This window comes from Bradyrhizobium sediminis (assembly GCF_018736085.1).
Taxonomy (GTDB): Bacteria; Pseudomonadota; Alphaproteobacteria; order Rhizobiales; family Xanthobacteraceae; genus Bradyrhizobium; species Bradyrhizobium sediminis.
This window is the reverse complement of the sequence record NZ_CP076134.1, coordinates 5,208,100-5,222,058: the sequence shown is the minus strand read 5'-3', so window position 1 is coordinate 5,222,058 and position 13,959 is coordinate 5,208,100. Positions and strand designations below refer to the sequence as shown.

Sequence of the window (13,959 nt, the reverse complement as noted above, 5' to 3'; positions counted from 1 at the left end):
GATGCCCGGCACAAGGCCGGGCATGACGAGTTGGTGAGACCTTGTCCCGCAGTTTCGACACGCCCCTCCCGATCGACGCCGTGCTGGACCAGCTGTCCCGCACGCTCGCGGGCAACAACGCCGCGGTGCTGGTGGCTCCTCCCGGAGCCGGCAAGACCACGCGGGTGCCGCTGGCGCTGCTCGATGAGCCGTGGATAGCCGACAGGAAAATCATCGTGCTGGAGCCGCGGCGGATCGCGGCCCGTGCCAGCGCCGAGCGCATGGCGAAGACGCTCGGCGAGCGCGTCGGCGACACCGTCGGCTACCGCGTCCGCTTCGGCTCGAAAGTGTCGCGCGCCACCCGGATCGAGGTCGTGACCGAGGGCATCTTCTCGCGGCAGATTCTCGACGATCCGGAACTGTCTGGCGTCGCCGCCGTGCTGTTCGACGAATTTCACGAGCGCTCGCTCGATGCCGATCTGGGCCTCGCGCTGGCGCGCGACGCGCAAACGGGTCTGCGCGAGGATCTGCGGATTCTGGTGATGTCGGCGACGCTCGACGGCGCGCGGGTGGCAAAGCTGCTCGGCGACGCGCCCGTTATCGCCAGCGAGGGCCGTGCCTATCCGGTCGAGACCCGCTATCTCGGCCGCAAGGCCGATGCGCCGCTGGAGCGGCAGATGGCGGACGCGATCGCGATGGCGCTGCGCGCCGATCCCGGCTCGGTGCTGGCGTTCCTGCCTGGTGCCGCCGAAATCCGCCGTACCCAGAATTTCCTCGGCGAACGCGTCCACGACGCTTCGACCGAAATCGTGCCGCTGTTCGGCGCGCTCGATGCCGGCGTGCAGGACCGCGCCATTGCGCCTGCTCCAAAAGGCCATCGCAAGGTGGTGCTGGCGACCTCGATCGCGGAGACCTCGCTGACGATCGAGGGCGTGCGCATCGTGGTCGATTCCGGCGTGGCGCGGGTGCCGCGCTACGAGCCCGATATCGGCCTGACGCGTCTGGAAACCGTGCGCGCCTCGCGCGCCGCAGTCGATCAGCGCCGCGGCCGCGCCGGGCGCACCGAGCCCGGCGTCTGCTACCGGCTGTGGGACGAGCCGCAGACCGCCTCGCTCGCCGCTTACACCCAGCCCGAAATCCTTTCTGCCGATCTGTCGTCGCTGGTGCTCGACCTCGCGCAATGGGGCGTCAGCGACCCCGCGACGCTGGCGTTTCTCGACCCGCCGCCTGTGCCGGCGCTGAAGGAAGCGAAGAGCCTGCTGCATGAACTCGGCGCGCTCGACGCCGACGGCCGGATCACGGCGGAAGGAAAGAGCCTGCGCGCGCTGGCGCTGCCGCCGCGGCTGGCGCGCATGATCGTGGATTCGCATCGGCTGGGCGCCGGCGAGGAAGCCGCCGACATCGCGGCCATCCTGACCGAGCGCGGCCTCGGCGGCGATAGCGTCGATCTCGATTTCAGGCTCGACCAGTTCCGCCGCGACCGCTCGCAACGCGCTTCCAGCGCACGCAGCCTCGCCCGGCGCTGGGCGTCACAGGTGGCGGCCACGGAGGGGCGGCCCAGCGAGGATACTTCGCCTTCAACCGGCGTGATGCTCGCCTTTGCCTTTCCCGACCGGGTCGCGAAGAACCGCGGCAATGGCAGTTTTGTGCTGGCCAATGGCCGCGGCGCCGCCGTGGACCAGACCTCCGCGCTGGCGCGTGCACCCTATATCGCGGTCGCGGAATTGACCGGCACCGCGGCGCAGGGCCGCATCCTCTTGGCCGCGCCGATCGCGCAGGCCGAGATCGAGCTGCGCTTTGCCGACCAGATCGAGACCGCGGACGAGGTTTCCTTCGATCGCGGCGCGATGGCGTTGCGGGCGCGGCGCAAGAAGACGCTGCATGCGATCACGCTGTCGGAGGCCCCATTGGCGCTGCAGCCGTCGGCCGATACCGCGCCTGTGCTGGCCGACGGGCTGATCGCCGCCGGTATCGACAAACTGCCATGGTCGAAAGCACTGAAACAATGGCGCGACCGCGTGATGTTCCTGCGCAAGGCCGAAGGCGACACGTCACAGCATTCCTGGCCCGATTTGTCCGACGATGCGCTGGCCGCGCAGCGCGAAACATGGCTGGCGCCTGTTCTCTACGACAAGGCGGCGCTGAAGGATCTTTCGGCCGGCGAGCTGTCCGATGCGCTGATGAGCCTGTTGCCCTGGGAATTGCGCGCGCGACTGGAGAGGGAAGCGCCGACGCATTTCGAAGCGCCGACCGGCACCCAGCTTGCGATCGACTACGAGGCCGAGCAGGGGCCGACGATTGCGGTCCGCTTGCAGGAATTGTTCGGGCTCAACACCCATCCGTCGATTGCGAAGGGCGCGGTGCCGCTGGTGCTTGAATTGCTGTCGCCGGCGCACCGGCCGGTGCAGGTGACGCGCGACCTACCGGGTTTCTGGCGCGGCAGCTATGCCGCGGTGCGTTCCGACCTGCGCGGGCGCTATCCGCGGCATCCCTGGCCCGAAGATCCCGCCAGCGCTGTACCGACGCGGCGGGTCAAGCCGCGGGGGACTTGACTCAGGTTGTCATTGCCGGGCTTGACCCGGCAATCCTTCATCTCATGAAGCGCTTTTTGCGAAGGAGATGGATGCCGGATCAAGTCCAGGCATGACCGCTTTGCCCCCCGTTAACACTTCGCTCATCCTTTTCGCCAAAATGGCAGCCTCCGCCGCCGCCTTCGGTCGCAGGTGTGCGGCGGATGTGGTGAAATCACGGGTCTTCTCAGCGAGTGTGGCGTGATGCGTAACATTATGATTATTGCCGCGTTCATGGTCGGCCTCGGCACCATCATGGCGCAGATGGCCGACAAGATGACGGCCTCTCCCGCGCTCGCCAGCAATGCATCCCGGAAAGCCGCCGCGGTCGAAATGCCGGCGCAGACGGGTGGCCGCAGCCTCAGCATTCCGCGCGACGCCCGCGGCCATTTCCAGACCGAGGGCCGGATCGACGGCCAGCGCATCGGCTTCATGGTCGACACCGGCGCGTCTGTCGTGGCGCTGAACGAGAAGTCCGCGGCGCGGTTCGGTTTCCGCCCGCAGCGCAGCGACTACAACGCCACCGTCTCCACCGCCAACGGCACCATCAAGGCGGCGCGCACGCGGCTGGCCATGGTCGAACTCGGCGGCCTCGTGGTGCGCGACGTCGACGCCATGGTGCTGCCCGATGAGGCGCTGTCGGAGAACCTGCTCGGCCTGTCGTTCCTGTCGAAGCTGAAGCGGTTTGAGTACGCGAACGGCAGGCTGGTGCTTGAGCAATAGGCAGGCTTCGCTGCCAATCCGCCGCAATTAATCGCCACAAGCCATTATCCCGCCTTTCGCCGCGCCCGCGCATTCGCTATGGCTGCGGTGCGTTCCTTCTGCATTTCACCACGAGGCCTGAATGTTTCCGAAGCCGAAATCCGCGCTGGTTCCGAATACCTATGCCTATGAATCCGAGCCGATGGTGAAGGCGACCGGCTTTCGCGAATATGACGCGCGCTGGCTGTTCGGCAAGGAAATCAACCTGATGGGCATCCAGGCGCTGGGCATGGGGCTGGGGGCGCTGATCGCGGAGCTCGGCGTCAAGCAGGAGGTCGTCACCGGGCATGATTTCCGCGGCTATTCGGCCTCGATCAAATACGCGCTGATTTCGGGGCTGCAGGCCGCGGGCTGCAGGGTTCACGACATCGGCCTGTGCATGACGCCGATGGCGTATTTCGCGCAGTTCGAACTCGACGTGCCCTGCGTCGCGATGGTGACGGCGTCGCATAACGACAATGGCTGGACCGGGGTCAAGATGGGCGCCAACCGGCCGCTGACCTTCGGGCCGGACGAGATGACCCGGCTGAAGGAGATCGTGCTCAACGCCGACTTCAGGAACAAGGCCGGCGGCTCCTATCAGTTTCACGAGAATTTCCCGGCGCGCTACATCGCCGATCTGACCAAGCACCCGAAGCTGAAGCGCAAGCTGAAAGTCGTGGTCGCCTGCGGCAACGGCACCGCAGGCGCGTTCGCGCCGCAGGTGATGCAGGCGATCGGCTGCGAGGTGGTGCCGCTCGACACCGAGCTCGATCACACCTTTCCGAAATACAATCCCAACCCCGAAGACATGGAAATGCTGCACGCCATCCGCGACGCGGTGCTTGAGCACAAGGCCGATGTCGGCCTCGGCTTCGACGGCGACGGCGACCGCTGCGGCGTGGTCGACAATACCGGCGAAGAGATATTCGCCGACAAGGTCGGCGTGATGCTGGCCCGCGACATGTCGGCGATCCACAACAACGCGCAATTCGTGGTCGACGTGAAATCGACCGGGCTGTTCGTGACCGACCCGGTGCTGCAGGCGCAAGGGGCCAACACCACCTACTGGAAGACCGGCCACTCCTACATGAAGCGCCGCACCAACGAACTCGGCGCGCTGGCGGGCTTCGAGAAATCCGGCCACTTCTTCTTCAACAAGCCGTTCGGCCGCGGTTATGACGACGGCCTGCTCTCGGCGATCGCGGTCTGCGAGATGCTCGATCGCGCGCCCGGCAAGTCGATGGCGGATCTGAAGGACGCGCTGCCGAAGACCTGGTCGTCGCCGACGATGTCGCCGCATTGCGCCGACGAGACCAAATACGGCGTGGTCGACGCCGTGGTGAAGCATTTCGAGGCGATGCAGAAGCAGGGCGCGAAGGTGGCGGGGCAGAAGATCCGCGATCTCGTCACTGTCAACGGCGTGCGCGTCACCGTCGAGGACGGCAGCTGGGGCCTGGTGCGGGCGTCATCCAACAAGCCGGAACTGGTGGTGGTGGTCGAGAGCCCGGTTTCCGAGCAGCGCATGCACGATTTGTTCGAGGCGATGAATGTGGTGCTGCGCACCCATCCCGAGGTCGGCGAATACAATCAGACGATTTGACCTTCCTTTACCTCGCCCCGCTTGCGGGGAGAGGTCGGATCGCCTCGGCGATGCGAAGCATCGTCCGGAGCGATCCGGGTGAGGGGGACTCACCGCGCGCACCCCGTCGTCCGAATATGCGGAAGCGGCCCCTCACCCCAACCCTCTAAGAGCGAGCTTCGCTCGTCTCGCCCCCGCAAGAGCGGGGCGAGGGAGCTTTCCTGCCTACGCCGCGCGCACCGAGTCCAGGAAGCTGCCGACCTCGAATTTCAGCCGGTCGGATTGCGATGACAGTCCGGTGGCGGCGTCCAGGAGCTTCGAGGCCGAGGTGCCGAGCTGGTCCGAGGCCTCGGCCACACCGACGATGTTATCATTGACCTCGCGGGTGCCGTCCGCCGCCTGCTGTACGTTGCCGGAGATCTCGCGTGTCGCCGATCCCTGTTGTTCGACGGCGGCAGCGATGGCGTTGGAGATTTCGTTGATTTCGGCGATGGTGCCGCCGATCGCCTGGATCGCACTGACGGCGTCGCCGGTCGCGGCCTGAATGCTCTGGATCTGCGTCGAAATTTCTTCCGTCGCCTTCGCGGTCTGATTGGCCAGCGCCTTGACTTCGCTGGCCACCACCGCAAATCCGCGGCCGTGCTCGCCGGCGCGGGCCGCTTCGATCGTGGCATTCAGCGCCAGCAGATTGGTCTGGCTGGCGATGCTCTGGATCAGGGTCACGACTTCGCCGATCTTCTGGGTCCCTGTTGCGAGGCCCTCGACGACGGCGTTGGTGCGGCGGGCCTCTTCGGCCGCCTTTCCGGTGACGGTGGCGGAGCGCGTCGCCTGTTGCGCGATTTCGCTGATCGAGGCGGTCAGCTCCTCCGTCGCCGAGGCCACGGTTCCGACATTGAGCGAAGCCTGGGAAGACGCGGCGGCGGCCGCGGCCGTCTGCCGCGCGGCTTCCCCGCTGCTATTGCTCATCGACGAGGACATGCCCTGCATTTCGCGGGCGGCCACGGCGACGGCTTCGACGATATGGCCGATCTTGCTCTCGAACTCGGTAGCGAGCCCGCGCATCGCCGTGTCGCGTTCCAGCCGGGAGCGCTGCTCGGCCTCGCCGCGCTGCGCATTGGCGCGGGCCTCGGCGACGGTCGCCGCTTCGGCTTCGGCCGTCTTCTGCGCCGTCGTCATGAACAGGGTCGCGAGCTGATGAGCGACCCAGACCAGCACGGCGGCTTCGACGATGAGGATGCCGGCGTGAACCACCACGCGTCCGAAATCGGCTCCGCCCGGGAAGATCGCCGCCGGAATGATGAAATTCAGCACCAGGTGATGCAGGGCGACGGCGACGGTTCCGGCAAGGATCGGCCGGATGTCGCAATAGGCGACGAGGCAGGCCAGCGCCGCAAAGAAGTACATGTGGATGTCGATCTGCCAGGGATGTCCGGACAGCTGGAACGTGAAGATCGAAACCCCGCCCATCAGGGCGACGGCCACCACCAGACTGGTGGAAACGCCGTTGCCGGCTGCGCGCCACGACAAGGTCGCCGCCGCCGCAAACGCCACCATCAGGAGGGTTGGGATCAGCCAGCTGGCGCCGCGCGCCATGCCGATGGCCATGGCGATCGGAACATGCAGCCAGAGCAGCGCGATCAGCGCCTTGCTGGCGGTTTCGCGCAAAGTGTCGAGATCCTTGCTGCGGATGTCCATGCTCAGATTTCCTTGTCTGTCGTGTTGAAGCAGGCGGCAACGGCCTGGGGATCGATCGTCAGCCAGGCGCCGGCCTGACGCAGGCGGCTCAGGCCTTCATGATCGTTGGGTCTGACCACGAGCAGGGTCGCAACGGCGGTCGTTCTGACGACCGCGGCGTCAGCCGAGGCGGTGGCGGCGAAGATTTGCTGGGCGGTCCACCACGGCGGAAAGGCCACGGCCACAACCTCAGTGCCGGGACGAACCTGGAATGAGAGCGTCGCGACCGCGGTCACGCTCGCCAGCAATAAAGCTGCGGCGCCGAGCCAGGCCGGCCAGCGAGACGACGTGATGTTCTGGACCCGGCCCATTGGGATCGAATACAGCGACAAAGCTAACTTCGGGTGAAGACCCGGCTGTAGAACTACGGGGGAGATGCCCGCATCCGGGCCGTCATTGGCGAGCAGCGGTTGTTATTGTCCGCGAGGAACGATTCAGGCGCGCGCCAGAGCGCTTGTGATGGAAATCGAAAAGACGTCGCGTGCCAGGATCCGCGGTTACGCTGCCGGCACCGGGTATGCGGTGACCGACTTGATCTTTTCCATCGCAAAGCGCGACGTCACGTTCTTCAGCGGCACCGCGCCGATCAGTTTCTTGTAGAACACGTCATAGCTCTGCATGTTCGCGACCACGACGCGCAGCATGTAGTCGACGTCGCCGGCCATCCGGTAGAACTCCATCACCTCCGGCATCGCGCTGACGGCGCTGGCAAAGGTCCTGAGCCAGGCCTCGGAATGATCGGCGCTCTCGACCGAGACGAACACGGTAATGCCGAGCCCGATCTTGTTCTGGTCGACCAATGCGACCCGGCGCAGGATCACCCCGTCGGCCTCGAGCCGCTGGATCCGCTTCCAGCACGGCGTCGAGGACAGGCCGACGCGGTCGCCGATCTCGGCGACCGAGAGCGAGGCGTCCTCCTGCAGCACGGTCAGAATCTTGCGGTCGATGGCGTCGAGGCGGCGGTTGGGCTCGAGAACCTGGGTGGCGAGATCGGTCATGGGAAGAACTTTTTTCCATATTTGAGGTTTGTATCCCTCATATAGAGAAAAATCTTCTAAGACAAGCCCGTCATTGGCCGTCCTGAGCCGGATTGGCGGTCTGGCCCTGGCCCAAAAGCTGTTCCACTTCAGCGCGTTGCGGGGCGGCAAAGGCGCCACCGAAGCGGGTGCATTTCAGGGCCGCCGCGGCCGAAGCGAAGCGGAGCGCCTGCCGCAATTCCTGCTGTTCGGTAATCGCGAGCGCGAACGCGCCATGGAACACGTCGCCGGCGCCGAGCGTATCCACGGTGTGCACCGGGAAAGCCGGCGTCTCCTGCAGATGGCCCTGCTCGTCGAGCCAGATCGTGCCTTTCGGCCCGCGCGTCCCCGCCAAGAACGACGGCGTCAGCTTCGCAATCTTTTTCAGCGCCTGGCCGTCATCGGTGACATCGGCGGTCTCCTGCAGCGGCTCGCTCGAGAATACCAAATGGGAAGAAGCGGTGAGCAGGCCTTCCCGCAGCGACATCGCGCGGTCGACGTCCACAATCACGGGGATGCCGCGGCGGCGCGCCTCGGCGCACAGATCGGTGCAGAATTCCGCGCAGCGGCTCTCGGTGAGGATGGCGGCACAATCTTCCAGCAGCGTTTCGGTGCCGGGCAGGCGGACCTTCCACAACTCCGGATCGCGGAAGGTGACGATGGTGCGCTCGCCGCTCGGATCGACCATGACGGACGAGATCGGCGTCACCAGTCCCGGCATGTGCACGATGTGCCTGGTCTCGATGCCTTCGTGGGCGAGTTTTTCGAAGATAAAACGGCTCGATGTTTCTCGGACGTCGCCCGTCGGGCCGCAGATCGAGGCGCGGCCGCCGAGCCGGACGATTCCGATCGCGGCGTTGAGCGCGTTGCCGCCGCAGATTTCGTCGAAATGGCTGGCGTTCTCCTTGGAGCCGCGCGCGGGAACGCCGCTGACGCGGAACGTCAGGTCGCGCACCGGCATGCCGATGCAGAGAATGCGCGGCGGGATCTTCGGCGCGGCGGCTTGAAAGTTCATGCGGGAATCCGTCATGCCGGTTCCGCGTTGTCCCGGAACCCTGGTCCGGAGTTAATCGATCGAGCCATAGGGCGTTCCCCGCTATGCGCGCGCGTCCGGGCCCTCATGCAGCCAGCGTCCGAGCAAATGATGGGCAATCGCGAACGGATGCGGTCCGGCGAGGCCGTCGGGATGCTGCCGCTTGATCATCAGCGTGGCCTCGGCGCGGTCGAACCAGCGGGCATCCTCCAGTTCGGCGTGATCGACGATGATGTCCTCGCTGGTGGCGCGCGCGGTGCATCCGATCATCAGGGATGACGGATAGGGCCAAGGCTGCGTCATGTAGTAGTTCACGTCGGTGCAGTGGATCCCGGATTCCTCGAAAATTTCGCGCCGGACCGCGTCCTCGATGGTCTCGGCGGCCTCGACGAAACCCGCAAGGCACGACCACATGCCCGGCGGAAACTGCTTCTGCCGGCCCATCAGGCATTTGTCGCCTGATGTCACCAGCATGATCACGACGGGATCGGTGCGCGGAAAATGCTCGGCCTTGCAATTCGGGCAGTCGCGCTTCCAGCCGCCTTCCTTCATCGCGGTGCGGGTTCCGCAATTGGCGCAATAGCCGTGGCGCTGATGCCAGCTCACCATCGATTTCGCCATCGCGATCGCCGAGAGCTGCTCGGGCGGGATCACGCCCTGCATCGCCATGCCGCGCAACTCGGTGACGGCGACGTCGTCGCGGGTCAGGAGCTTCTCGACCGATGCGGCCGAGATGCCCATGCCGAACACCGGTGCACCGTCGCGCAGGCCCAGGAAGATCGTGCCCGGATTGGCGCCGAATTTCAGCGCCTCGTCGAGGGTCAAGAGCGCGCGGGGACCGCCGGCTTCCTGCTTCACCACCAGCGAATCGCGATGCACCACATAGGCGCGGGCGTCGCGATGCCCTTCCAGCGCGAGCAGTTTCTCGTCGTTGGAGCGCAGATGCGCGGCGCGATCCAGAATATTGGTGACGAAGGCGGGCCGCCCCAGTGGAAACTTGTCGAATGCTGTCATGGGTTCAACCAAGCCAAATCTTGCGGCGCAGCGCGCTGATGAAATTCTGGACTTCTTCGGCGTCGTGCGCCAGCGGCGGCATCACCCCCCAGACCGGACGCGGCCAGGCGGCGTCGCTGGAGCGCCGCGCGATGATATGGACGTGCAGTTGCGGCACCAGATTGCCCAGCGCCGCGATATTCAGCTTGTCGCACTTGGTGACTTCCTTCAGGGCCCGGGCGACGCGGTTGATCTCGGTCATCAACTGCGCCTGCTCGATCTCGCTGAGGTCGATGATCTCGACGGCGTCGGGCCGGCGCGGCACCAGCAGCAGCCAGGGGTAATGGGCGTCCTTGATCACGAGCACCCGGCACAGCGGCAGGTCGCCGATGTCGATGGTGTCCTTTTTAAGCTGTGAATGCAGCGACCAGGCGGGGGCGTCAGAAGGCATACATGTTCCCTCGTCATGCCCGGCCTTGTGCCGGGCATCCACGTCTTGTTTGGCAGCAAAGAAAGACGTGGATGGCCGGGACAAGCCCGGCCATGACGGCAACTAATGCCTTTCCGCCTTTTTGAGCAAGTCCCGCAAACCCCTCCCGTCCCCGCTTGCTTTCCGGGGCTTTTGGCCCCAAATAAGGGCCGGGAGATTGGCGGTGGACGAGCCACTCGCCAACCGGGTCAGGTCCGGAAGGAAGCAGCCCTAACGAGGTCCGGATCGGGTCGCTCGTCAGTCTCCTACCTGTTTTTTCGAGCGAATCGCGCAAGATGGGCTATCCCGTGCTGCGCTTGATTTGGCTCCCTTTCCGCAAGCCGGCTTCGAGAGACAATCAATTGCGGATCGATCGATGACCGACGCTGGCATCCCCGTAACGCCCCCCAACGATGCCGAAAGCGCCCATCAGGGCGGCTTCGATCTCGGCGGCCCGCCGGAGGCCGGCAAGCATTACCGCGTGCTGGCGCGGAAATACCGCCCGTCCAGCTTCGACGACCTGATCGGCCAGGATGCCGTGGTCCGTACCGTTTCCAACGCATTCGAAACCGGGCGGATCCCGCAGGCCTGGATCCTGACCGGCGTGCGCGGCGTCGGCAAAACCACCACGGCGCGGATTCTCGCCCGCGCGCTGAATTACGAGCTGCCGGACGGTTCGGTGAAGGGGCCGACCATCCACATGCCCGTTCTGGGCGTGCATTGCCAGGCGATCATGGAAAGCCGGCACATGGACGTGCTGGAAATGGACGCCGCGTCCCATACCGGCGTCGACGACGTGCGCCAGATCAACGACAGCGTGCGCTATGCGCCGGCCAGCGCCCGCTACAAGGTCTACATCATCGACGAAGTCCACATGCTGTCGACCGCGGCCTTCAACGCCTTCCTGAAGACGCTGGAAGAGCCGCCCGAGCACGCCAAATTCGTGTTCGCCACCACCGAAATCCGCAAAGTGCCGGTCACGGTGCTGTCGCGCTGCCAGCGGTTCGACATGCGCCGGGTCGATGCCGACGTGCTGATGGGGCATCTTGCCAATATCGCGGCGAAGGAGAACGTCGAGGTCGAGCCGGAGGCGCTCGGCATCCTGGCGCGCGCGGCGGAAGGCTCGGTGCGCGATTCGCTGTCGCTGTTCGACCAGGCGATAGCGCATGCGGCGGGCCCGGTGCGCGCCGATGCGGTGCGACAGATGCTCGGCCTCGCCGACCGCACCCGGGTGATCGATCTGTTCGAACAGCTGGCGCGCGGCGACATCGCCAGCGCTTTCAGGGAATTCCGCGAGCAATACGACACCGGCGCCGATCCGATCGTGGTGCTGTCCGATCTCGCCGAATTCGTCAACTTCGTCACCCGCGTCAAGATCGTGCCGGCGACCGCCGACAACGTCGCCTTCGGCGAGACCGAGCGCGTGCGCGCCCGCGATTTCGCGTCCAAGCTGTCGATGCGGGTGCTGTCGCGGATGTGGCAGATGCTGCTCAAGGGCATCACCGAGGTGCAGGCCGCGACCCGGCCGGCGGCGGCCGCGGAAATGGTGCTGGTGCGCATCGCCTATGTCGCGGATTTGCCGACGCCGGACGAGGCGATCCGGATGATCGAACAGAACGGCGGCGCCTCGCCGGTTGCCGCAGCAAGCGCTGCGCCGGCGCGGACGACGCCCGCGCCGGCGATGTCTTCGATGCAGCCTTCGGCCCCGCGCGCGTCTGCCGCGCCGCGCGCCAGCGCCGAACCTTCGGCGCGCCCGCAGATGATGGCGCCGATGGCGGAGACGCAGTCCGCACCCGCAGCGCTCAAGATCGCAAGCTTTCCCGAACTGGTGGCGCTGGCCGGCGAGAAACGCGATCTCTTGACAAAGGCCGCGCTGGAAGCCGATGTCCGCCTGGTCCGTATCGAGGACGGCCGGCTCGAACTGGCGCTGGAGCGTAGCGCGGCGCGGACCCTGATCAACGATCTCTCGCGCAAGCTGGAGCAATGGACCGGGCGGCGCTGGACCGTGATCGTGTCCAACGAGGCTGGACAGCCGACGCTGCGTTCGCAGAACGAATTGCAAAAAAGCCAGCGCGAGCGCGCCGCGGAAGCCGATCCCAGGGTACAGGAGGTGCTGGCGCGATTTCCCGGCGCCAAGGTGGTTGAGGTGCGCAGGCTTGCCCCCGAGCCGCCGGAATCCGATGCTAGCGGAGACGATCCCGCCGAGCGTCCCGACAGCGACGATTTCTAGAGCGTTTTCGAGCGAAGCGGATACCGGTTCACGTCAGGAAACGCGTCGAAACAAGAGAATAGAGCCTGGATTCTGATACGATTGAAATCGCGGTTCTGGAATCTCAAAAGGAAGCATTCATGGCTGATTTCCTCGGCATGATGAAACAGGCAGCCCAGCTGCAATCGAAGATGCAGGCGATGCAGGAAGAACTCGGCAATGTCGAGGTCGAGGGCATTTCCGGCGGCGGGCTGGTAACCGTGCGCATGACCGCGAAGATGCAGGTGAAGGCGGTCAAGATCGATCCCTCGCTGATGAAGGCGGACGAGCGCGAAATCCTCGAAGACCTGCTGGTGACCGCACACAACGACGCGCAGCGCAAGGCGGAAGCCGCGATGCAGGAGAAGATGCAGGCGCTGACCGGCGGGCTCGGGCTGCCGCCCGGATTGGGTCTCGGCTAGCCAGCATGTCTTCCGCGGTTGCCGGTCCCGAAATCGAACGCCTGATCCAGCTGCTGGCGCGGCTGCCGGGGCTCGGCCCGCGTTCGGCGCGGCGCGCGGCGCTGCATCTGATAAAGAAGCGCGAGGCGCTGATGACGCCGCTTGCGGGCGCGCTGCAGGTGGCGATCGAAAAGATCCAGGTCTGCAAGACCTGCGGCAATATCGATACGCAAAATCCCTGCACGGTGTGCACCGATCCGCGGCGCGATCCCTCGATCATCGTCGTGGTCGCCGACGTCGCCGATCTCTGGGCGCTGGAACGCGCGCATGCCACTAATGGTTTCTATCACGTGCTGGGCGCGACGCTGTCGCCGCTGGACGGCGTCGGCCCGCAGGACCTCACCATCGACGCGCTGGTGGCGCGCGCCCACGACCCGCGGGTGACGGAAATCATTCTGGCATTGAATGCGACAGTGGACGGCCAGACCACCGCGCATTACATCACCGACCTCCTGCAGGAGGCGAACGTCAAGGTGACGAGGTTGGCCCACGGCGTGCCGGTGGGTGGCGAACTCGATTACCTCGACGAAGGCACGCTGTCCGCAGCCATGCGGCAGCGTACGTTGTTCTAGCAATCAAGAGACGGAACTGATCGACATGACGAAACGACGATTCGCCGGACGCCTGGCTTTTGCGGCAATGATGGTGGCTCTCGCCGCTCCATCCGGCTGGGCACAGCAGGCGCAACCGGTGCCGAAGCCGGGCAAGCCGATCAAGGCCGGCGACGTGCTGTCGGGAGAGCTCAATGCCATGAAGGTCCGCGGGGCCAAGAAGGGTAAGCGCGTCGCCACCTACCAGCTCACCAGCGAGCCGCGCCGGCTGCCGCCGCCGAACGGGCTTTGCAACCTCGAGACCGGCCCGGAGACCTTCCAGCTGGTCACCTCCAGCGATGCCCAGGCCGCGCAGCTGAAGGGCTTCATCGGCAAGGAAATCTCGATCAAGGTCGACGAAGTCGCCTGCGCGCAGGACGCCGGGCAGATGAGCGAAGCCGTGGTGACGAAGTGGAGCGTGGTGACGAAGCATTGAGACAGGGCCATCCGCACAAAGTCATCGCCCACAAATACCGCTGTCATCGCCCGGCTTGACCGGGCGACCCAGTACGCCGTGCTCTCTCGGTTCTATCGCAGCTGCTC

At 65.7% G+C, this 13,959-nt stretch carries 13 protein-coding genes and 1 other RNA gene; 8 read left to right on the top strand and 6 right to left on the bottom strand.

Features of this window, described 5'->3' with window-relative positions; genetic code table 11:
- Positions 1–41 precede the first annotated feature (41 nt).
- From hrpB to KMZ29_RS25030, 3 genes are all read left to right on the top strand, one after another.
- The gene (hrpB, locus tag KMZ29_RS25040) at positions 42–2,531 is read left to right on the top strand and encodes an ATP-dependent helicase HrpB (protein ID WP_215621680.1); all 2,490 of its coding nucleotides are present in this window, start codon (positions 42–44) and stop codon (positions 2,529–2,531) included.
- Positions 2,532–2,753: 222 nt separating this feature from the next.
- Positions 2,754–3,272, top strand: a complete 519-nt coding sequence (locus KMZ29_RS25035) for a TIGR02281 family clan AA aspartic protease (RefSeq protein ID WP_215621679.1) — start codon at positions 2,754–2,756, stop codon at positions 3,270–3,272.
- Between the two features lie 121 nt (positions 3,273–3,393).
- Positions 3,394–4,893: a phosphomannomutase/phosphoglucomutase gene (locus KMZ29_RS25030; protein ID WP_215621678.1), complete on the top strand. Its 1,500-nt coding sequence runs from the start codon at positions 3,394–3,396 to the stop codon at positions 4,891–4,893.
- 204 nt (positions 4,894–5,097) lie between these two features.
- Here KMZ29_RS25030 and KMZ29_RS25025 read toward each other — a convergent pair whose 3' ends face one another.
- The 6 genes from KMZ29_RS25025 to KMZ29_RS25000 form a co-directional block, all read right to left on the bottom strand.
- Entirely contained in the window at positions 5,098–6,567 is a 1,470-nt protein-coding gene (locus KMZ29_RS25025; protein ID WP_215621677.1) for a methyl-accepting chemotaxis protein, read from the bottom strand.
- Between the two features lie 2 nt (positions 6,568–6,569).
- A complete protein-coding gene (locus tag KMZ29_RS25020; protein WP_215621676.1) occupies positions 6,570–6,917 on the bottom strand; it encodes a hypothetical protein in 348 nt (115 codons plus the stop codon).
- Between the two features lie 186 nt (positions 6,918–7,103).
- Positions 7,104–7,604: an Lrp/AsnC family transcriptional regulator gene (locus KMZ29_RS25015; protein ID WP_215621675.1), complete on the bottom strand. Its 501-nt coding sequence runs from the start codon at positions 7,602–7,604 to the stop codon at positions 7,104–7,106.
- A 70-nt stretch (positions 7,605–7,674) separates the two neighbouring features.
- Entirely contained in the window at positions 7,675–8,637 is a 963-nt protein-coding gene (locus tag KMZ29_RS25010; RefSeq protein ID WP_215621674.1) for a sugar kinase, read from the bottom strand.
- An 81-nt stretch (positions 8,638–8,718) separates the two neighbouring features.
- A complete protein-coding gene (nudC, locus tag KMZ29_RS25005; RefSeq protein ID WP_215621673.1) occupies positions 8,719–9,669 on the bottom strand; it encodes an NAD(+) diphosphatase in 951 nt (316 codons plus the stop codon).
- Between the two features lie 4 nt (positions 9,670–9,673).
- A complete protein-coding gene (locus KMZ29_RS25000) occupies positions 9,674–10,099 on the bottom strand; it encodes an HIT domain-containing protein (RefSeq protein ID WP_215613659.1) in 426 nt (141 codons plus the stop codon).
- 191 nt (positions 10,100–10,290) lie between these two features.
- Between KMZ29_RS25000 and ffs the strand changes: the two genes are divergently transcribed.
- The 5 genes from ffs to KMZ29_RS24975 all read left to right on the top strand — a co-directional run bounded on the left by ffs (position 10,291) and on the right by KMZ29_RS24975 (position 13,852).
- Positions 10,291–10,387: signal recognition particle sRNA small type (gene ffs, locus KMZ29_RS24995), an RNA gene on the top strand.
- A 106-nt stretch (positions 10,388–10,493) separates the two neighbouring features.
- Positions 10,494–12,347 carry a DNA polymerase III subunit gamma/tau gene (locus KMZ29_RS24990; RefSeq protein WP_215621672.1) on the top strand — a complete coding sequence of 618 codons (1,854 nt, stop codon included), beginning with the start codon at positions 10,494–10,496 and terminating at the stop codon, positions 12,345–12,347.
- Positions 12,348–12,466: 119 nt separating this feature from the next.
- Positions 12,467–12,787: a YbaB/EbfC family nucleoid-associated protein gene (locus tag KMZ29_RS24985; protein ID WP_215621671.1), complete on the top strand. Its 321-nt coding sequence runs from the start codon at positions 12,467–12,469 to the stop codon at positions 12,785–12,787.
- 5 nt (positions 12,788–12,792) lie between these two features.
- Positions 12,793–13,398 carry a recombination mediator RecR gene (recR, locus tag KMZ29_RS24980; RefSeq protein WP_215621670.1) on the top strand — a complete coding sequence of 202 codons (606 nt, stop codon included), beginning with the start codon at positions 12,793–12,795 and terminating at the stop codon, positions 13,396–13,398.
- 25 nt (positions 13,399–13,423) lie between these two features.
- Entirely contained in the window at positions 13,424–13,852 is a 429-nt protein-coding gene (locus KMZ29_RS24975; RefSeq protein ID WP_215603868.1) for a hypothetical protein, read from the top strand.
- The last annotated feature ends 107 nt before the right edge of the window (positions 13,853–13,959 follow it).